Source organism: Streptomyces sp. NPDC097981, assembly GCF_040302565.1.
Classification (GTDB): domain Bacteria; phylum Actinomycetota; class Actinomycetes; order Streptomycetales; family Streptomycetaceae; genus Streptomyces.
The window spans coordinates 51,249-70,077 of sequence record NZ_JBEORW010000020.1; the positions used below are offsets into that span (position 1 = coordinate 51,249).

Annotated in this window: 19 protein-coding genes and 1 other RNA gene; 10 read left to right on the forward strand and 10 right to left on the reverse strand. The window is 73.9% G+C overall.

Annotated elements, in window-relative coordinates; all coding sequences use genetic code 11:
* Window positions 1-17 precede the first annotated feature (17 nt).
* Together efeB and efeU are read left to right on the forward strand one after the other, a co-directional pair.
* Window positions 18-1,307 (forward strand): iron uptake transporter deferrochelatase/peroxidase subunit, encoded by a 1,290-nt coding sequence (gene efeB / locus ABTY04_RS20415; RefSeq protein ID WP_352214749.1) that lies wholly within the window; start codon window positions 18-20, stop codon window positions 1,305-1,307.
* A 25-nt stretch (window positions 1,308-1,332) separates the two neighbouring features.
* Window positions 1,333-2,226, forward strand: coding sequence for an iron uptake transporter permease EfeU (gene efeU / locus ABTY04_RS20420; protein ID WP_352214750.1), 894 nt, complete (start codon window positions 1,333-1,335; stop codon window positions 2,224-2,226).
* 77 nt (window positions 2,227-2,303) lie between these two features.
* Here the strand turns inward: efeU and ABTY04_RS20425 are convergent, their stop codons facing one another.
* From ABTY04_RS20425 to ABTY04_RS20435, 3 genes are all read right to left on the reverse strand, one after another.
* Window positions 2,304-2,864: a GNAT family N-acetyltransferase gene (locus tag ABTY04_RS20425; RefSeq protein ID WP_352214751.1), complete on the reverse strand. Its 561-nt coding sequence runs from the start codon at window positions 2,862-2,864 to the stop codon at window positions 2,304-2,306.
* Between the two features lie 151 nt (window positions 2,865-3,015).
* Window positions 3,016-3,873, reverse strand: coding sequence for a PhzF family phenazine biosynthesis protein (locus ABTY04_RS20430; RefSeq protein ID WP_352214752.1), 858 nt, complete (start codon window positions 3,871-3,873; stop codon window positions 3,016-3,018).
* A gap of 134 nt (window positions 3,874-4,007) precedes the next feature.
* Window positions 4,008-4,769 (reverse strand): SDR family oxidoreductase, encoded by a 762-nt coding sequence (locus ABTY04_RS20435; RefSeq protein WP_352214753.1) that lies wholly within the window; start codon window positions 4,767-4,769, stop codon window positions 4,008-4,010.
* 108 nt (window positions 4,770-4,877) lie between these two features.
* On the opposite strand from ABTY04_RS20435, the gene ABTY04_RS20440 reads away from it, so the two are divergent.
* Together ABTY04_RS20440 and ABTY04_RS20445 are read left to right on the forward strand one after the other, a co-directional pair.
* On the forward strand, window positions 4,878-6,179 hold the full coding sequence (locus tag ABTY04_RS20440; RefSeq protein WP_352214754.1) for a multidrug effflux MFS transporter: 1,302 nt from the start codon (window positions 4,878-4,880) through the stop codon (window positions 6,177-6,179).
* A gap of 85 nt (window positions 6,180-6,264) precedes the next feature.
* On the forward strand, window positions 6,265-7,278 hold the full coding sequence (locus ABTY04_RS20445; RefSeq protein ID WP_352214755.1) for a small ribosomal subunit Rsm22 family protein: 1,014 nt from the start codon (window positions 6,265-6,267) through the stop codon (window positions 7,276-7,278).
* Window positions 7,279-7,281: 3 nt separating this feature from the next.
* On the opposite strand, the gene ddaH is transcribed toward ABTY04_RS20445, so the two are convergent.
* Window positions 7,282-8,118, reverse strand: a complete 837-nt coding sequence (ddaH, locus tag ABTY04_RS20450; RefSeq protein WP_352214832.1) for a dimethylargininase — start codon at window positions 8,116-8,118, stop codon at window positions 7,282-7,284.
* A gap of 106 nt (window positions 8,119-8,224) precedes the next feature.
* Here ddaH and ABTY04_RS20455 point away from each other — a divergent pair, with 106 nt between their 5' ends.
* Both ABTY04_RS20455 and ABTY04_RS20460 read left to right on the forward strand, forming a co-directional pair.
* Window positions 8,225-8,854: a TetR/AcrR family transcriptional regulator gene (locus ABTY04_RS20455; RefSeq protein WP_352214756.1), complete on the forward strand. Its 630-nt coding sequence runs from the start codon at window positions 8,225-8,227 to the stop codon at window positions 8,852-8,854.
* Between the two features lie 185 nt (window positions 8,855-9,039).
* The gene (locus tag ABTY04_RS20460) at window positions 9,040-9,786 is read left to right on the forward strand and encodes a bifunctional DNA primase/polymerase (RefSeq protein WP_352214757.1); all 747 of its coding nucleotides are present in this window, start codon (window positions 9,040-9,042) and stop codon (window positions 9,784-9,786) included.
* Between the two features lie 102 nt (window positions 9,787-9,888).
* On the opposite strand, the gene yaaA is transcribed toward ABTY04_RS20460, so the two are convergent.
* A complete protein-coding gene (yaaA, locus tag ABTY04_RS20465; RefSeq protein WP_352214758.1) occupies window positions 9,889-10,689 on the reverse strand; it encodes a peroxide stress protein YaaA in 801 nt (266 codons plus the stop codon).
* A 212-nt stretch (window positions 10,690-10,901) separates the two neighbouring features.
* On the opposite strand from yaaA, the gene rnpB reads away from it, so the two are divergent.
* Window positions 10,902-11,303, forward strand: an RNA gene (rnpB, locus tag ABTY04_RS20470) — RNase P RNA component class A.
* A 114-nt stretch (window positions 11,304-11,417) separates the two neighbouring features.
* Here rnpB and ABTY04_RS20475 read toward each other — a convergent pair.
* From ABTY04_RS20475 to ABTY04_RS20485, 3 genes are read right to left on the reverse strand one after another with little or no spacing between them, the layout of a single operon-like run.
* Window positions 11,418-12,794: a bifunctional RNase H/acid phosphatase gene (locus ABTY04_RS20475; protein ID WP_352214759.1), complete on the reverse strand. Its 1,377-nt coding sequence runs from the start codon at window positions 12,792-12,794 to the stop codon at window positions 11,418-11,420.
* Entirely contained in the window at window positions 12,794-13,537 is a 744-nt protein-coding gene (locus tag ABTY04_RS20480; protein ID WP_352214833.1) for a zinc ribbon domain-containing protein, read from the reverse strand. The genes ABTY04_RS20475 and ABTY04_RS20480 overlap by 1 nt, the downstream gene beginning before the upstream one ends.
* Window positions 13,534-14,391 carry a Nif3-like dinuclear metal center hexameric protein gene (locus ABTY04_RS20485; RefSeq protein WP_352214760.1) on the reverse strand — a complete coding sequence of 286 codons (858 nt, stop codon included), beginning with the start codon at window positions 14,389-14,391 and terminating at the stop codon, window positions 13,534-13,536. Before ABTY04_RS20485 ends, ABTY04_RS20480 begins: the two co-directional genes overlap by 4 nt.
* 276 nt (window positions 14,392-14,667) lie before the next feature.
* Here ABTY04_RS20485 and ABTY04_RS20490 point away from each other — a divergent pair, with 276 nt between their 5' ends.
* The 3 genes from ABTY04_RS20490 to ABTY04_RS20500 all read left to right on the forward strand — a co-directional run bounded on the left by ABTY04_RS20490 (window position 14,668) and on the right by ABTY04_RS20500 (window position 16,756).
* Window positions 14,668-15,735, forward strand: a complete 1,068-nt coding sequence (locus ABTY04_RS20490; RefSeq protein ID WP_352214761.1) for a hypothetical protein — start codon at window positions 14,668-14,670, stop codon at window positions 15,733-15,735.
* A gap of 152 nt (window positions 15,736-15,887) precedes the next feature.
* Window positions 15,888-16,157, forward strand: coding sequence for a hypothetical protein (locus tag ABTY04_RS20495; protein ID WP_352214762.1), 270 nt, complete (start codon window positions 15,888-15,890; stop codon window positions 16,155-16,157).
* Window positions 16,154-16,756: a hypothetical protein gene (locus ABTY04_RS20500; RefSeq protein WP_352214763.1), complete on the forward strand. Its 603-nt coding sequence runs from the start codon at window positions 16,154-16,156 to the stop codon at window positions 16,754-16,756. Before ABTY04_RS20495 ends, ABTY04_RS20500 begins: the two co-directional genes overlap by 4 nt.
* Here ABTY04_RS20500 and ABTY04_RS20505 read toward each other — a convergent pair.
* Both ABTY04_RS20505 and ABTY04_RS20510 read right to left on the reverse strand, forming a co-directional pair.
* A complete protein-coding gene (locus ABTY04_RS20505) occupies window positions 16,753-17,721 on the reverse strand; it encodes a 3-oxoacyl-ACP reductase (RefSeq protein WP_352214764.1) in 969 nt (322 codons plus the stop codon). The genes ABTY04_RS20500 and ABTY04_RS20505 overlap by 4 nt on opposite strands.
* Before the next feature lie 19 nt (window positions 17,722-17,740).
* On the reverse strand, window positions 17,741-18,820 hold the full coding sequence (locus ABTY04_RS20510; RefSeq protein WP_352214765.1) for a Zn-dependent alcohol dehydrogenase: 1,080 nt from the start codon (window positions 18,818-18,820) through the stop codon (window positions 17,741-17,743).
* Window positions 18,821-18,829 lie beyond the last annotated feature (9 nt).

Below are 18,829 nucleotides of genomic sequence, written 5' to 3' on the forward strand. Positions count from 1 at the left end.
TATCAGGGGTATCGGACATGTCTGAAGACACCATCACCACCGGCGAGGCCACCGAGGCCGTCGAGTCCGCCGCCGGCGGTCCGTCCCGCCGCTCCGTGCTCGGCTGGGGCGGTGCCGGGCTCGCGCTCGGCGCCGCCGCGGCGGGCGGCACGGTCGCCGCGATGACCAGCGCCTCGGACGCCGTTCCGGCCGCGCTCAGCGGCTCCGCGGTGCCCTTCCACGGCAAGCACCAGGCCGGCATCGCCACCGCCGTCCAGGACCGGCTGCACTTCGCCGCCTTCGACGTGAAGACGAAGGACCGCGCGGAGCTGGTCCAGCTCCTCAAGGACTGGACGCGGGCCGCCGAGCGGATGACCGCCGGACTCCCCGTCGGCGAGGGCGCGGTCGGCGGCCTCCCCGAGGCCCCGCCGGACGACACCGGTGAGGCCCTCGGCCTCAAGCCGTCCCGGCTGACGCTGACGATCGGCTTCGGCCCCTCGCTGTTCGCCAAGGACCGGTTCGGCCTGGACGGCAGGCGCCCCGAGGCCCTCGTCGACCTGGAGCAGTTCCCCGGCGACAACCTGGACGCGGCCAAGAGCGGCGGCGACCTCTGCGTGCAGGCCTGCGCGGACGACCCGCAGGTCGCCGTGCACGCGATCCGCCAGCTCGCCCGCATCGGCTTCGGCAAGACGGCGGTGCGCTGGTCGCAGCTCGGCTTCGGCAAGACCTCGTCCACCACCCCGGACGAGCAGACCCCGCGCAACATGATGGGCTTCAAGGACGGCACCCGGAACATCTCCGGCACCGACACCGCCCGCCTCGACAAGCACGTGTGGGTCTCCGACGAGGCCAAGGACGCCTCGGCGTGGATGGCCGGCGGCTCATACCTGGTCGCCCGCCGGATCCGGATGCACATCGAGACCTGGGACCGCACTCCGCTCCAGGAGCAGGAGGACATCTTCGGCCGGGACAAGGCCGAGGGCGCGCCCGTCGGCAAGTCCAAGGAGCGCGACGAGCCGTTCCTGAAGGCGATGAAGCCGGAGGCGCACGTCCGCCTGGCGCACCCCGACAGCAACAACGGCGTCACCATCCTGCGCCGCGGCTACTCCTTCACGGACGGCACGGACGGACTGGGCCGCCTCGACGCGGGCCTGTTCTTCCTCGCCTACCAGCGGGACGTCCGCAAGGGCTTCATCCCGCTCCAGCGCAACCTGTCCAAGAACGACGCGCTGAACGAGTACATCCAGCACGTGGGTTCGGCCGTCTTCGCCGTCCCGCCGGGCGTCCGTGACAAGGACGACTGGTGGGGCCGGGAGCTGTTCGCGTAGTTCCGCGGCAAGGAAAGGAACCGACGTGTTCAGCAACTATCTGATCGGCCTGCGCGAGGGGCTTGAGGCCAGCCTGGTCGTCTGCATCCTCATCGCGTACCTGGTGAAGACCGGGAACAAGGACAAGCTGGGACCGCTGTGGCTCGGCGTCGGCCTCGCCGCCGCGCTCAGCCTGGCCTTCGGCGCGGCGCTCGAATTCGGCACCTCGGAGCTGACGTTCCAGGCGCAGGAGGCGATCGGCGGCAGCCTGTCGATCGTCTCGGTGGGCCTGGTGACGTGGATGGTCTTCTGGATGAAGCGCACCGCGCGGCATCTGAAGACCGAGCTGCACGGCAAGCTCGACGCGGCCCTCGCGATGGGCACGGGCGCCCTGGTGACGACGGCGTTCCTGGCCGTCGGCCGGGAGGGCCTGGAGACCTCGCTGTTCGTGTGGCGGTCGGTCCACGCGGCCGGTGACGGCGCGGGTCCGCTGGCGGGCGTCCTGCTCGGCATCGGGTCGTCGGTCCTGCTGGGCTGGCTGTTCTACCGCGGCGCGCTGAAGATCAACCTGTCCAGGTTCTTCACGTGGACCGGCGGCATGCTGGTCGTGGTCGCCGCGGGCGTGCTCGCGTACGGCGTCCACGACCTCCAGGAGGCCGAGTTCCTGCCCGGCCTCACGAACAAGGCCTTCGACGTCACCGCGGCCATCCCGCCGGACAGCTGGTACGGGACCCTGCTGAAGGGCACGTTCAACTTCCAGCCGGACCCGACCTGGCTCCAGGCCGTCGTGTGGCTGCTGTACCTGGTCCCGACCCTGCTCCTCTTCCTCGGGGTGCAGAAGTTCGGCCGTGCGGCGGCCCCCGCAGCCGCCCAGGCCGCCCCGGCCGCCCCGGCGTCCTTGGCGGCGGGCGTCTCCGCGGAGACCGAGAGCGGCTCGTAAGGCAGTGCCGGCATGCGCGAGGGGCCCGGATCATCCCGATCCGGGCCCCTTCCGCATGTCCGGGGCTCACGCCCGGGTCACCAGAGGCGGTCGACGAGCCCCGGGTACAGGGCGATCCGCGCGCCCGCGAACGCCGCGGCATCGACGCCCGCGCCGGGGAAGTCGGCCAGGACCTCCTTGTCGAAACCGGGCGCGTCCGTGGCCAGCGGCTCCTCGGGCGTCCCGCCGACCAGGACGGCCCCGGGCAGCCGGGTGAAGCCGGCCGCCTCGTAGAACGGGACGAGCGGCCGGTCGCAGCTGAACAGGACCAGGTCCACGGCCGGGTCGGCGGCCAGCGCCGCACGGGCCGCCGCCACCAGGCGGCCGCCGTACCCGCGGCCCCGCAGGCCGGCCCGGGTCACCACCGCGCTGAGCCCGGCCGCGCGGTACGTGCGCCCCGCGTGCCGGACCGGCTTGTGGAGCAGCGCCAGCGAGGCGGCCACCGTCCCCGCCGCGTCCACCAGCAGCATCACCCGGGGTGCGAGGGCGGGGTCGTGCCCGGCGCGGGCGCCGGGCCAGGCCTGCGCCTCCAGGGCCGCGACCTGCGCGGCGAGCCCGGCCGGGAGCCCGTCCTCCTCGTACGTCAGCACCGTCGTCACGTGCGGGCCCCCTCTCCGTGCCGCGGGTCCCCGGCGCGAGCCGGCGCCGGGTCCCGCGCGGGTCCCCGGCCCGTCCGGGCGGGTCGCCGGGCCGTGCGGGCCGCCGGGGCCCCGTCCCGGGAGGCGGATGCCGCCGCCGGCAGGCCGTGGCTCATCCGATCCGCACCCCGCGGCCGCCCACCCGCACCCGCGGGTCGCCGGCCCGCAGCTCCACCGTCAGGACGCCGGGGCGGCCCATGTCCTCGCCCTGGTGGAGGGTGAGCACGGCGTCCGCCGGGACCAGGCCGAGCTCGCGCGCGTACGCCCCGAAGGCGGCCGCGGCGGCACCGGTGGCGGGGTCCTCGACGACGCCGCCGACCGGGAACGGGTCCCGTACGTCGAACAGCGCCGGGCCCGCACGGTGCACCAGCTGGACCGTGGTCAGTTCCAGCCGGTGCATCAGCGCCTCCAGCCGGGGGAAGTCGTACGCGAGGTCCGCGAGCCGGGCCCGGGTGGCGGCGCCGAGCACCAGGTGGCGGTTCCCGGCGAAGGCGATCCTCGGCGGGAATGCCGGGTCCAGCTCGGCCTCGGGCCAGTCCAGCGCGGCCAGCGCCTCGGCGAGGTCGGCCGGGTCGACGTCCTCGACGTGCGGCTCGACGCTGGTCAGGACGGCCCGCAGGCCCTCCTCGGACGCGGTGACGGAAACGGGCACCGTGCCCGCCGGGGTCGCGAACACGAGCTCGCCCGGACCGATCCGCTCCGCCAGCGCCACGGAGGCGGCCACGGTGGCGTGCCCGCAGAAGGACACCTCCGCCTTCGGGCTGAAGAACCGCAGGGTGAAGGCCCGTCCGGGCTCCCCGCCGAGGTCCTCCGGCGGCTCGGTGAGGAAAGCCGTCTCGCTGTAGCCCAGATCGGCCGCGATCCGGAGCATTTCGGCCTCGTCCAGCCCGGTCGCATCGAGTACGACCCCGGCGGGATTGCCCCCGGCCGGGTCGTCCGAGAAGGCGGTGTAACGCAGCACGTCAGTCATGATCATCCCAACTCCCGGCCAGGCGCCCGCATTCCCGCGGCTCCGGCAGGCTCCCCGGCGGGTCCGTGGCGAAGCCCCGGGGCGATCCCCGGGCCTCGGCCGCCGCCCGTATCCGTCCGGCCCCGGCCAGGGGGTCAGCCGCGCCCGATGTACGGCATCGTCGTCGCCATCACCGTCGCGAACTGCACGTTCGCCTCCAGCGGCAGCTCCGCCATGTGCAGCACCGTGCGGGCCACGTCGGCGGCGTCCATCACCGGCTCCACGGCCAGCTGTCCGTTCGCCTGGAGGATCCCGGTCTGCATCCGCCCGGTCATCTCGGTGGCCGCGTTGCCGATGTCGATCTGCCCGCAGGCGATGCGGTACGGCCGCCCGTCCAGCGAGAGCGACTTGGTCAGGCCCGTCATCGCGTGCTTGGTCGCGGTGTAGGCGATCGAGTTCGGCCGCGGCACGTGCGCGGAGATGGAGCCGTTGTTGATGATCCGGCCGCCCTGCGGGTCCTGTGCCTTCATCTGCCGGAAGGCCGCTTGCGCGCACAGGAAGGCCCCGGTCAGGTTGACGTCCACCACTTGGCGCCAGGCCTCGTACGAGATGTCCTCCAGCGGGATGCCGCCCGGGCCGAAGGTGCCGGCGTTGTTGAAGAGGACGTCGAGGCGCCCGTGGCGCTCCCGCACCGCGCCGAACAGCGCGGCCACGTCGTCCGGGTCGCTCACGTCCGCCCGTACGCACAGCACGTCCGCGCCGGGCCCGGCCGCGTGCGCCGTCTCCTCCAGTGGTCCGGTCCGGCGGCCGGCCACGGCCACCGACCAGCCGGCGGCGGCCAGGGCGAGGGCGACGGAGCGGCCGATGCCGGAGCCCGCACCGGTCACGACGGCGATCTTCTTCCCACTTGCGCTCATGGGGCCGCAGGGTACGTCACATGCCGCATCGGTCCACGGACGTTCCGATAGCTGAGAGCATGGGCCGGTCGGGGGTGTGAAAAGACGACGAAAAGACTGGAGTTCCGCATGTCGGAGAGAGGCCCCGCGACGGCCCCCTCGCACGAGCCGTCGCCCGAGACGCCCTCCGCACCGCAGACCGCGTCCGCCCCGCTCACGTCCGCACGCCGTACCGGACTGCTCGTCACATTCATACTCGGCGGGCTCAGCGCCCTCCCCCCGCTGTCCATGGACATGTACCTGCCGGCCCTGCCGCAGGTCACCGGCGCCCTGGACAGCCCGGCCGCCACGATCCAGCTCACCCTCACCGCCTGCCTCGCCGGCATGGCGCTGGGCCAGCTCGTCATCGGCCCGATGAGCGACAAGTGGGGCCGCCGCCGGCCCCTGCTCACCGGCATGGCCGTCTACGTCCTCGCCACCGCGATCTGCGCCCTCGCTCCGACCGCCGAGCTGCTGATCGGCTTCCGCCTGCTCCAGGGCCTGGCCGGATCGGCGGCGATCGTCATCGCGCGGGCCGTCGTACGCGACCTGTACGACGGCGTCGAGATGGCCCGGTTCTTCTCCACGCTGATGCTCATCTCCGGCACGGCCCCGATCATCGCCCCGCTCATCGGCGGCCAGATCCTCCGCTTCGCCGACTGGCGCGGGGTGTTCGTCGTCCTCACCGGCGTCGGCGCCGTGCTCACCCTCGTCGTCTGGCGCAGCCTCGGCGAGACGCTGCCGCCCGAGCAGCGCCAGACCGGCGGCGTGGGCTCCGCACTGCGGACCATGCGCGGGCTGCTCGCCGACCGCGTCTTCGCCGGGTACACCCTGGCCGGCGGCTTCGCCTTCGCCACGCTCTTCTCGTACATCTCGGCCTCGCCCTTCGTGGTGCAGAAGATCTACGGGGCCTCGCCGCAGGCCTTCAGCCTGCTGTTCGGCCTCAACTCCGTCGGCCTGATCGCCGCCGGGCAGGTCAACGGCAAGCTGCTGGTCGGCCGGGTCCGCCTGGACAAGGTGCTGGCGGGCGGGATCGCCGTCATCACGGCCGCCTCGGTGGCGCTGCTGCTCATGTCCTGCGGGGTGTTCGGGGAGGTCGGGCTGGTCCCGATCGCCGCCGCGCTGTTCGTGCTGATGTCGGCGATGGGCCTGGTCCTGCCGAACACCAACGCGCTGGCGCTGATGCGCACCCCGCACGCGGCCGGATCGGCGTCGGCGCTGCTGGGCACCTCGTCCTTCCTGGTCGGGGCGATCGCCTCGCCGCTGGTCGGGATCGCGGGCGAGGACACGGCGGTGCCGATGGCGGTGGTCCAGCTGGTGTGCTCGCTGCTGGCGGCCGGCTGCTTCGCCGGGATGTGCCGGCCGTGGCAGAACCGGGACGCGGCCGTCTGAAGCCGGACGGCTCCGTGGGCGTGAGCCGGGCGGCGGGGGCGGGAGCACGGCGTCCGGGGCGCCCCGGGCGCCGTAAACTTCCCAGGTGAACGCCTCCGCTTCCGCCTCCGTCCCCACCACCGCCGAAACCCTCCGGTCCGCGCTGGGCGGGCTGCTCGACGGGCTCCCGCCGAAGCAGGCCGCGGCCGCCGTCGAGCGGCTGATCGCCAGCTACCGCGGCCGGACGCCGACCGACGCGCCCATCCTGCGCGACCGCTCCGACGTGGCGGCGTACGCGGCGTACCGGATGCCGGCCACTTTCGAGGCCGTACGGTCCGCCCTGGGCGCCCTCGCCGAGGCCGCCCCGCAGTGGTCCCCGGGCTCCCACGTGGACGTGGGCGGCGGCACGGGCTCGGCGACCTGGGCGGTGGACGCGACCTGGGACGGCCCGCGCGGGACCACGGTCCTGGACTGGGCGGAGCCGGCGCTGGCCCTCGGCCGGGAACTCGCGGCGTCCTCCGGTTCGGAGGTGCTGCGCGCCGCCGAGTGGCGCCGGGCCGTCATCGGGTCCGGGCTGACCCTCCCCGCGGCGGACCTGGTGACCGTGTCGTACGTCCTCGGCGAGCTGACGCCGGAGGCCCGCCGGGCCGTGGTCGCCGAGGCGGCCCGCGCCGGGCAGGCCGTGGTGCTGATCGAGCCGGGCACGCCCGAGGGGTACCTGCGCATCCGCGAGGCCCGCGACCAGCTGATCGGGGCGGGGCTGAAGGTCGCCGCCCCGTGCCCGCACGACGGCACCTGCCCGATCGAGGTCGGGCAGGACTGGTGCCACTTCTCGGCGCGGGTCAGCCGGTCCTCCCTGCACCGGAAGGTCAAGGGCGGGTCCCTCCCGTACGAGGACGAGAAGTTCAGCTACGTGGCCGCGACCCGTTTCCCGGTGGAGCCGGCCCCCTCCCGGATCACGCGGAGGCCGCAGATCCGGAAGGGGCTCGTCCTGCTGGACCTGTGCGGTCCCGAGGGCGAGGGCCTGACCCGGGTCAACGTGACCAAGCGCCACGGTGACCTGTACAAGGCGGCGCGGGACGCCGACTGGGGCCAGGAGTGGCCGCCGGCCACTCAGTAGCCGCTACATCCGCAGCTCCTGGGTGCAGCACTTCACGCTGCCGCCGCCCTTGAGCAGCTCGCCCAGGTCCATCGGGACCGGCTCGAAGCCCCGGTCCCGCAGGGGGTCGAACAGCCCGGCCGCCGCCTGCGGGAGCAGGACGTGCCGGCCGTCGGAGACCGCGTTCAGGCCGAGGGCGGCCGCGTCCTCGGCGCCGGCGATCAGCGCGTCGGGGAACAGCCGCCGCAGCACGGCCCGGCTGCCGGGCGAGAAGGCGGGCGGGTAGTACATCACCTCGTCGCCGTCGAGCACGCAGAGCGCCGTGTCGAGGTGGTAGTACCGCGGGTCCACCAGGTCCAGGCCGATGACCGGGCGGCCGAAGAACTCCTGGGCCTCGTCGTGCGAGAGCGGGCTGGAGCGGAAGCCCCGCCCGGCCAGGATGTAGGTGGCCGTGACGGCGAAGTCACCCTCCCCCTCGTTGACGTGGGACGGCTCGTGGACGTCCTGGAAGCCGTGCGAGCGGAACCATTCGAGGTGGATCTCGGCCTCGGCGGCGCGCTCCGGGTAGGCGAACCGGGCGCCGAGCACCCGGCCGTCGACGACGAGGGCGCCGTTCGCGGCGAAGACCATGTCGGGCAGCTCGGGGTCCGGTACGAGCGTCTCGACGGTGTGGCCGAGCGAGCGGTAGCGGTCCCGGAGGTCTTCCCACTGGGCGTGTGCGAGGGGCAGGTCCACCGGTTTCGTGGGGTCCATCCACGGGTTGATGGAGTACGTGACCTTGAAGTGTGCGGGTGGGCACATCAGGTAGCGCCGGGGTGTGGCGTCTCTGCGCAAAGAAGGCTCCTCACGACTGACGGAGATGGTGGAGAGAATCGTCTCTCCTCGACGGGAGACCGCGCAGTGAACTGACCGGGTGGTTTACGGAATGACACGAAGACGAGACATGCCGCATTGATAATTTGTCCGAATGAGCAGCAAAGCCCCTGACGGGAAAGCCCCCGACCCCGCCCGCCGCAGCGACCGCTCCCGCCGGGCCATCCTCGACGCGGCGCTCGCGCTGGTCGGCGAGGTCGGCTACAACAAGCTGACCATCGAGGCCATCGCCGCCCGCGCGGGCGTCGGCAAGCAGACGATCTACCGCTGGTGGCCTTCGAAGGCCGCGGTCCTGCTGGACGCCTCGCTCTCGCTCGCCGGGGACGCGCGGACCGAGGGCGGCTGGACCGGCTTCCCGGACACCGGGGACCTCGCGGCGGACCTCAAGCTGGTGCTGCGGGCGACGGTGGACGAGTTCGGCGACGAGAAGTACGACGCCTCCGCACGCGCCCTGACCGCCGCCGCGGCGACCGACCCCGAGCTCGGCGCCCGCTTCACCGAGCAGCTGCTGGAGCCGCAGTTCGCCCTGTACGAGGCGCGGTTGCGGGCAGCCCGGGAGGCCGGTCAGCTCGCGGACGACGTGGATCTGCGCCTGATGGTGGAGATGCTGCTCGGGCCTTTGACGTACCGCTGGCTGCTGCGGACGGCCCCGCTGACGCATGCCCATACGGACGCGCTGGTGGACCGGGTGCTGGGCGGGGTGGCGAATTTCACCGGGAAGTGACCGGAGGGCGGCCGGCCGGGGTTAATTGGCCGAATTCAACCGGTATGTGACGGCATTGTGCCTGCCGTTTCGTGCGCTCCGTGCGCCCCTCCCCCACCCCTCGCCGGGGCAGTGCGGTCACCCGGACCGCAGGATGGTGGGACGATGTGAGGGTCTGCCGGGGAAACGGTGAGGTGAGGGGATAGATGGGGTCTGAGTCCGGCCGCGTCAAACGCGGCGAGCAGAGCAGGATTTCCCAATGGCTGCGCCGGCGGCCCAAACCCTCCCCCGAAGATCCCGAGCGTGCACGCGAGGCCCTTCTGCTGGCCGCGGCCGCCGCAGGCCTGCCGCTCGCCCCCGCCGCCCATCCCGCCGGCTACCGATGTTCGTGCGACCGGATCGGCTGCCCCACTCCCGCGCGGCACCCCCTCTCCTTCGCCTGGCAGACGCAGTCGACGACCGACCGGGCGCAGATCGAACGCTGGGCACGCAACCAGCCGCAGGCGAACTTCATCACCGCGACGGGCATGGTCCACGACGTGCTGGACGTCCCGCTCGAAGCCGGTGCGAGCGCCCTGGCCCGCCTGCTGGCGGCGGGAGTCGAGGTCGGCCCGGTCGCGGAATCGGGCGGTACGGGCGACCAGGCCCGGATGCTCTTCTTCACGGCGACGCGCGGCACCCCCGAGGACGAGGACGAGTGGTGGCCGTGCGAGCTGGACTGCCACCCGGAGACGATGGACGAGCACCCGGGGCTGCGCTGGCACTGCCGGGGCAGCTACGTGCTGGTGCCGCCGGCGGCCCTGCCGGGTGACCTGTCGGTCAGCTGGATCCGGGGCTTGGAGCACGCACTCCCGGATCCCCTCACGCTCCTGGAAACGCTGACGGACGCCTGCGCCACGTACGCGGTCGCGTCCGACCGGACCCCTTCAGCGGCCTGGCCCCTGAGCCGCTGACCCCGGCGGTCCGCTGCGGGGGCGGGGCCCCGGGGAACGGTGGACGGGCGCGGGGAGGGGCGAGGCTCCGCGCAGCGGGCCGGGGCCAGGGACCGGCGGCGGTCAGTGGATCCGGGTGACCACCACGTCGAGGGACCAGGCCTTGGCCGGCTTCGCCGGGGCCTCGGCCTCCACCGTGTGGCCGAGGTCGCGCAGCGCCGTGACCAGCTCCGCCGGGGTCTGCGGCACGGCGCCCGCCACCAGCAGCTCCCGCACCAGCCGCCCCTTCGTCGCCTTGTTGAAGTGGCTCACCACCGACCGCTTCTCCACGCCGTCCACGACCTGCGAGTGCAGCACCCGCACCGTCGCCGTGCGGCCCGCCACCTCGCCCTTGGGCTTCCAGGCCGAGGCGTACGCCGAGGACCGCAGGTCCAGCACCAGCCCCTCCCCCGCGGCCGCGGGCATCACCGCGGCCATCGGCTCCCGCCAGTACGCGCCCAGGGCGCCCAGCGCCGGCAGCTTCACCCCCATCGAGCAGCGGTACGAGGGGATCCGGTCCGTCACCCGCACCGCTCCCCACAGGCCCGAGAACACCAGAAGGGACCGCTGCGCCAGATCCCGCGCCGCCGCCGGAAGGTCCGCGAGGCCCAGCGCGTCGTACAGGACGCCGGTGTAGACCTCCCCGGCCGGCCGGGCCGCCGCGGACCGCAGCCCGGCGTTCTTCGCCACCTCGGCGCGCAGCCCCTCGCTCAGGCCGAGCACCTCGCGGGCCTTCACCTCGTCCCCCGCGCACAGCTCGACCAGTTCCTCCAGCACGGCCGCCCGCGCCTCGGCCAGTCCCGGCAGCGACAGCGCCTGCGGCTCCAGGGGCGCGCCGGAGCCGCCGGCGGCCTTTCCCTCGGACGGCGGCAGCAGCACGAGCACGGTGGTTCTCCTTCGGTACGACACGTCGCAGGGGGTGCGGCCCCCGAGCCAGGGTAAGGCTCCCGCCGTACCGCCCCGCGCCACCGGACCCGCGCCCGGTCCGCGGGGAGACGGGCTCGGCCTGCGATCCGCAGGGCGTCCGGTGGAGACCCCGCCGCTGCGTCAAGGTCAAGCCGTGACGGCACAGCCGGTAACATGGTCGCCACGGCAGACGAGTCGGCCGGACGGCCGCGTCGGGATCCCCGGATCCCGCCGAGGAACGTCCGGGCTCCACAGGGCAGGGTGGTGGGTAACGCCCACCCGGGGTGACCCGCGGGACAGTGCCACAGAAAACAGACCGCCGGGGGCTTCGGCCCTCGGTAAGGGTGAAACGGTGGTGTAAGAGACCACCAGCGCCTGGGGTGACCCAGGCGGCTAGGTAAACCCCACCTGGAGCAAGGTCAAGAGGAGCCGTCTTCGGACGGCTCTGCGCGAACGCTTGAGGGCTGCCCGCCCGAGTTCGCGGGTAGACCGCACGAGGCCGGCGGCAACGCCGGTCCTAGATGGATGGCCGTCTCCCCGGCGACCGCGAGGTCACCGGGAGACAGAACCCGGCGTACAGGCCGGCTCGTCTGCCGAGCGGGCTCCCGACCAGTTCGGGAGCCCGCTTTTTCATGCGTCCGGCGTGCGAACGCGAGAACCCCCGCCACGGGTGGCGGGGGTTCTGCCGTGTTCCCGGGCGGCAGCGGCTACGGCTGCTGGCGCAGGTGCGAGGTGTCGTTCAGGAGGCGGACCGAGGCGTTGCCGTCGGCGTAGTAGGCCACCGCCGACAGGGAGGCCGCGGACAGCTCCATCCGGAACAGCGACTCCGGCGGGGCGCCCAGGGCGAGCCGCACCAGGATCTTGACCGGGGTCACGTGCGTGACCAGCAGCACCGTGCGGCCCGCGTGCGCGGCGAGCAGCCGCTCCCGGGTCGCCGAGATCCGGCGGGTGGCGGCCGTGAAGCTCTCGCCGCCGCCCGTCGGGGCCGCCTTCGGGGAGTCCAGCCAGGCCTGGAGGTCGTCCGGGAAGCGCTCCCGGACCTCGGCGAACGTCAGGCCCTCCCAGGCGCCGAAGTCCACCTCGCGCAGGCCCTCCTCGACGGTGACCTTCAGCCCGAGGCGGTCCGCGACGGCCTGAGCAGTCTCCCGGCAGCGGCGCAGCGGGGAGCTGACGATCGCCTGGACGGTGCCGCGCGCGGCCAGCGCCTCGGCCACCGCCGCCGCCTGGCGGCGGCCGGCCGGTGACAGCTCCGGGTCGGCGCCGCCGCTGCCGGAGAAGCGCTTCTGCGGGGTGAGGGCGGTCTCGCCGTGGCGCAGCAGCACGAAGGTCGCCGGGGTTCCCATGTCGGGGCCCCAGCCCTGGCCGCCCGCGGGGGGTGTGGCCGGCTGGGCGGGAACGGCCTGGGCCCGGCCCTCCTCCGGGGCCGGGACGCGTCCCGGCGCGCCCGGCTCGGGCTCCGCGAACAGCGTGTCGGCCCCTGCCTCCGCGAGCGCCGGTGCACGGGCCGGCGTACGAGGCGATGCGCCCGCGCCGGAGGCGAGGGCGGCCCGCACGGCCGCGGCCCCCTTCGCGGCGTCCCCCGGAGGGCCCGCCGGCGGGGTGGCCAGGGCGCGGGCCGCCGAGGCGTCCAGGGCCGCCGAAGAGGCCGAGGGCTCCCACTGCCTGCCGCGCTTGCCCGCGTCCATCGCCTCGTTGGCGAGCCGGTCCGCGTGCTTGTTCCGCTCGCGCGGGATCCACTCGTACGTGACCTGCGAGCGGGGCAGGATCGTCGCCGCCTCCGCCGCGAGGGGCTTCATGTCCGGGTGCTTGATCTTCCAGCGGCCCGACATCTGCTCGACGACCAGCTTGGAGTCCATGCGGACCTGGACCACGGCGTCCGGGGCCAGTTCGCGGGCGGCCTTGAGGCCGGCGATCAGGCCCTTGTACTCGGCCACGTTGTTCGTCGCGACGCCGATGAACTCCGCGCGCTCGGCCAGCGTCTCGCCCGTCGCCGGGTCGAGGACGACCGCGCCGTAGCCGGCGGGCCCCGGGTTGCCCCGGGAGCCGCCGTCCGCCTCCACGACGAACCGGACAAGCCTCTGCATCAGATGCCCGAGTCGGCCGTACGGACCAGGATGCGGCCGCAGTTCTCGTGACGCACGACCTGGTCGCGGGCCGCGGCCTTGATCTCGTTGACCTCGGCCATGTCGAGCTCCAGGCGGCAGCCCTCGCAGCGGCGCTGGTACAGGCGGGCGGCGCCGACGCCGCCCTGCTTGACGCGGATCTTCTCGTACAGGGCCATCAGGTCGGCCGGCATGGACGCGACGATGACCTCGCGGTCCTTGGTGACCTTCGCGGCCTCGGCGTCGAGCTCGCCGGTGGCGGCGTCGCGGCGGGCGGTGGCGTCGGCGAGCTTGGCTTCGAGGGCGGAGACCCGCTCGGTGAGCTCGGTGACCCGCTCCTGCGCGCCCTCCAGGCGCTCCATGACTTCGAGGACGACGTCCTCCAGGTCGGCCTGGCGCTTGGCGAGGGAAACGACCTCGCTCTGGAGGTTCGCCAGGTCGCGGGCCGAGATGCCCGCGCCGGAGTCGAGCCGCTGCTGGTCGCGGGCCGCGCGCTGGCGCACCTGGTCGACGTCCTGCTCCGCCTTGGTCTGCTCGCGGGCGGCGTCGCTCGCCTGCGTCTGGGCCGCCACGAGCAGGTCGCGCTGCTGCGTCAGGTCCTTGGTCAGGGACTCGACCTCGGTGTGCTCCGGCAGCGACTTGCGCTTGTGGGCGAGCTGCGACAGCCGGACGTCCAGGGCCTGGACGTCGAGGAGTCGGATCTGGTCGGCGGGCTCGGCGTTCAGTTGGGGGCTCCAGAGATAGAAGGGGGTGTGACGGACGGCGCGTGCACCGTCCACGGGTCGGTGACCGTGCGCGAGACGTGGGTGCGCAGACCCCAGCCGTGGCGCTCGGAGATCGCGTCGAGCTGCGCGGCGGCCTGCTCGCACCAGGGCCACTCGGTGGCCCAGTGCGCGGCGTCGACGAGGGCGAGCGGACTCTGCTCGCGGGCCTCGGAGACCGGGTGGTGGCGCAGGTCGGCGGTGAGGTAGGCGTCCACGCCGGCGGCGCGGACCGCCGCGAAGTTGCTGTCGCCGGACCCGCCGCTGACGGCGACGGTGCGGATGAGCGCGTCCGGGTCGCCGGCGACGCGGATGCCCTGGGCGGTCCGCGGCAGCCGGGCGGCGGCGCGGGCGGCGAACTCGCGCAGGGTCTCGGGGTGGTCCAGTTCGCAGATCCGGCCGAGGCCGCGGCGGCCCCCGGGGTCGCTCGGATCGGGGACCAGCGGGCCGGTGACCCGCAGGTCGAGGGCGCCGGCGAGGGCGTCGGAGACGCCGGGGTCGGCGGTGTCGGCGTTGGTGTGGGCGACGTGCAGCGCGATGTCGTTCTTGATCAGCGTGTGCACGACGCGGCCCTTGAAGGTGCCGGCCTCGACGGTGGTGGTGCCGCGCAGATAGAGGGGGTGGTGGGTGACGACCAGGTCGGCGCCCAGCTTCACGGCCTCGTCGACGATCTCCTGCACGGGGTCCACGGCGAACAGGACCCGGGAGACCTCGGCGTCGGGATCGCCGCAGACGGTTCCGACGGCGTCCCACTGCTCGGCCCGCGAGGGGGGCCAGAGGGCGTCCAGCGCGGCGATGACTTCAGAGAGACGGGGCACAGGCCAAGGCTACCGTCCGTCAGGGAGCGGCTGAGTCCGTACGGGGTCCCCGGCGCCCGCGACCCCGTACGTCCGTGCCGCCGCGCGCGGCGGGGGTCCGCCGGGGGCCCGACGGAGGTCCGAGGGCGGGGACGGCACCCCGGTAGCGCACAGCACAGTCGCCCCCGCCGCCACGGCTGAACCGCCCGGCGGCCACCCGTATGTGTGAAGCGGGAGTGGTCGTGTTGTTCGGGTCGACGTGCGAAAACTAGCTTCCTCACCGGAGGTGACGCACGGATGACTGTCTGTGCCATCGAGATCACGACGAAGGCCTCGTTCACCATCGCCGCGGACGGGTCGTACGCGGCCCGGCTGGCCGGGAACGGGGAGGCCCGCTACCCGGAGCGCTGGACCCTGGCCGGGCCCGAGCCGTATGCGGTGCCGCTGCCGCTCGCGCAGCCCGAGGAAGCCGACAGCGAGGTGCTGGCCCTGGCGGACGGGCGGGTGCTGATCCACCGCCGGGTCGCGCAGCGGCACGCCTTCGCGCTGCTGTACCCGACGGGCGGCCCCGCGGCCGGGCCGCGCACCGGGGAACTCCCGCTGGGCTCGGTGCAGCCCGGGGACGACGGGGTGCGGCTGTCCCTGCTGCCCCCGGCCCCGGACGGGTTAGGCGCCTTCGCCCTGGCCGCCTCGGCCGCCGGGACCACGGTCTGGCAGGTCGCCGGAGGCCCCTTCGGGCAGGTCGCCCGCATCCCGGGCCGGTGCTCGGGCGGCGTCTGGCTGGACCGGGCCGGCCGGATACTGGCCCTGGACCGCGAACTGGACGGCACCACCAAGGCCGTCGCGGTGGACCTGGGCCGCGGCGGCGAGGTCTCCCCGCTGCTCCAGATCACGGAGGACAGCAACGACCGGCTGCTGCTGGCCGACCCCGACAGCGGGCTGCTGCTGATCCGCTCGGACGCCCCGGGCGAACCCCGCCTGGGCTGGGGGGTACTGGGCAGCTCCCTCCCGGTGCGCTTCCCGGAGTGCCTGCGCGGGGAGGCGGGGACCCCGTTCGCGGTGCAGCCCGGCCAGGCCCTGATGCCGGAGACCTGCGGGGTCGCACTCCGGCTGGAAGGCGGCACGATCGGCCTGTGGCGCCCCGCCGACCGGCACGTCTTCCGCCTCGGCGCGCCCGACGGCTGGCTCGGCACCGGGCTGTGGAGTCCGCAGGGCCGCCTGCACCTCCCGTACGCCACCCCCGAGATCCCCTGCGGGATCACGGGCCTGAGCCTGCCGGCGGCCCCGCCGCCGCCGGTCCGGCTGGACCCGCCGCCGACGGCCGCGCCCCGGCCCGTACCGCTCCAACAGGCCCCGCTGCGGTGACGTGGAGCGCGGGGGTCAGCGGCCTTCGGAGGCCAGGTCGCGTGCCGCACCGGGCGCCGCGGCCACCGCGCCCGGCAGGACCGTCCGGCGTACCACAAGGGGCGCGTCAAGGAATTCTTGACAACTCACCTGTGTCAATGTTTCCTTGACGCATGTCGATCTTGAATTCGAGGGCCCGGCACCGGGTCGTCTTTCCCACCACCCCGTCCATGGCCGCCGCAGTGCCGCTCGCCGTGAGCCTGCCGGCCGTGGCAGTGATGTTCGGCGACCGGTTCGGCGCCGCCACCACCGCCGCCCTGGTCGTCGCGGGCCTCGCACTCATCGCCTGCACGGCCGGCCTGGCCGCCCGCAAGGCCGAGCAGGTGCGCCGCGACGAGGAAGCCCTCGACGCCCTCGAACCCCTTGCCGGACTGCGCCGATGAGCAACGAACCGCTGCTCCACCCGGTGGAGACCGCCCGGATCCGGGAAGGGATCGCCGCAGCCGTCCTCGGCGCCCCCGAGGGACTGGCCGAATCGCTCGAACACGACGCCTTCGGGTACCTGCGCCTGGTGGACGCCTCGCGCGTCGGGGCCGAGGAGGCGAGCCGGCTGCTGCGCGAATCCGTCCAGGGCGCCAGGGCCGCCGGCCACAGCTGGGACACGGTGGGCCGGGTCCTGGGTGTGAGCCGCCAGGCCGCCCAGCAGCGCTTCTCGGGCAAGGCCGCGGCCGCGAGCCCGTCGGCGCCGCCCGCCGCGGGCCCGAACGCCCCGAAGCGCCGCACCCTCGGCGGGTTGACCGCGTTCAACGAGATGGCCGCACTGGCGGAGGCCGGCCGCGACGGCTGGCAGCTGGTCGGCTACGGCCCCTTCTTCCACGAGGTGGAGGCGTCCACCCACCCCTGGGAGCACTGCCGGGTGACGCTCCCCTCCCTCGCGCGACACCGGCGGATGGAATCCGAAGGCTGGATTCCGGTCGGCGTGGGATGGTTCCCGTGGCGGTACTACAAGCGGCCCGTCACCGCCGGCACCCCCGGCGCCTAGGCCGGGCCCGCGGCGCGGACCCCCTGGTCGTGCTTGAGGGCCAGCACCTCCACTGCCGCGAAGGTCTCGTTCGCCGGGCGGGACGCGTAGTGCGGGGTCAGGACCTCGTCCAGCTCCTCGAAGGAGAAGGCCTCCTTGGTGGTGTCGAACTTGGCGGCCACCCTGGGCCGGTCCATCACGACCACGATCCCGCCGTGCACGACGAACAGCTGCCCGTTGGCCTTCGCCGAGGCCGGCGAGGCCAGGTAGCCGACCAGCGGGGAGACGTGCTCGGGGGCCAGCGGGTCGAGCTTGCCCTCCTCCGGGACCTGGAAGCCCGCGAAGACGTCCTCCGTCATCCGGGTCCGGGCCCGCGGGCAGATGGCGTTGGCCGTCACCCCGTACTTGGCGAGGGCCAGGGCGGTCGAGGTCGTCAGGCCCACGATGCCGCCCTTGGCCGCCGCGTAGTTCGGCTGCCCAGCGCTGCCGCCGAGGAAGGCCTCGGATGAGGTGTTGACGATCCTGCCGTAGACCGGTCCGCCCGCCGCCTTCGACCGCTCGCGCCAGTGCACGGACGCGAAGTGCGTGGTGTTGAAGTGGCCTTTGAGGTGGACCCGGACGACCGAGTCCCACTCCTGCTCCGACATGGAGAACACCATCCGGTCGCGCAGGATGCCCGCGTTGTTGACCAGGATGTCGAGCTTCCCGAAGCTGCTCACCGCCAGCCCGACCAGCTCGCGCGCCTGCTCGAAGTCGGCCACGTCGCCGAGGTGCGCCACCGCCTGCCCGCCCGCTGCGCGGATCTCGGCGGCCACCTCCTCGGCCGGGGCCGCCGAGGCCTCCCCGGAGCCGTCCCGTCCGCTCTGGCCGAAGTCGTTGACGACCACGCTCGCACCGAGCCGCGCGAGCTCGATCGCCTCGGCCCGGCCGAGCCCGCGGCCGGCGCCGGTGACGATGGCGGACAGCCCCTGGAGTGGGAGTGACATCTGTCGGATTCCTCTCGGATCAGAGTTCGATGCAGGTGCGCAGGGCCACGCCGGTGCGCATCTGGTCGAGGGCGTCGTTGATCTCCCCGAGCTGCACGCGGTGCGTGATCAGGCCCGCCAGGTCCACGCGGCCGGCCCGCCACAGCGCGATGGTGCGCTCGTAGGAGCGGAGCACGTCCCCGCCCCCGTACATCGAGGGCAGGATCTTCTTCTCGTCGAAGAACAGGGAGAACATGTTGACCGAGTAGTTGTCGTCGAGCGCGCCCGCGCCGACCACGACGACGGAGCCGCCGCGCCGGGTCATTTCGTACGCGGTCTGCGTGGTCGCGGACTTGCCGACGACCTCGAAGACGTAGTCGAAGCCCTCGCCGGCCGTGATCCGGTTCCTGGCGTCGGCGAACGCCTCCGGCGCGACCGCCTCGGTCGCCCCGAACCGCAGCGCCGCCTCGCGCCGCGAGGCGACCGGGTCCACGGCGACGACCTGCGCCGCGCCCTGCACCTTGGCGCCCTGGATGACGGAGATGCCGACGCCGCCGCAGCCGATCACCGCGACCGAGGACCCGGCCTCCACCTTGGCGGTGTTGATGGCCGCGCCGAGGCCGGTGGTCACCCCGCAGCCGATCAGCGCGGCGATGTCGTACGGCAGGTCGTCGGGGATCGGCACGGCGCACGCGGCGGGCACCACCATCTCCTCGGCGAAGGTGCCGGTCCCCGCGAAGCCGAAGATGTCCCCGCCGCCCGCACGGCGGAAGTTGGGCGTGGCCACGTTCGCGAAGGACTCCAGGCACAGGTGGCCCTGGCCGCGCTTGCAGGCGGGACAGTGTCCGCACGGCGGCAGCCAGCAGACGAGGACCCGGTCGCCGATCTTGTGGCTGGTCACCCCGTCGCCGACGTCGACGATCTCTCCCGAACCCTCGTGGCCGGGGATGAAGGGGGCGGGCTGCGGCAGCACGCCGCTCATCGCGGAGAGGTCGGAGTGGCACAGGCCCGTGGCCCTGATCCGGATCCTGACCTTGCCGGGACCGAAGCCCGCGGTCTCCATGTCGTCGACGACTTCGAGCTTGTCCTGGCCTATCTCGCTCTGCAGTGCTGCGCGCACGGTGCGGCT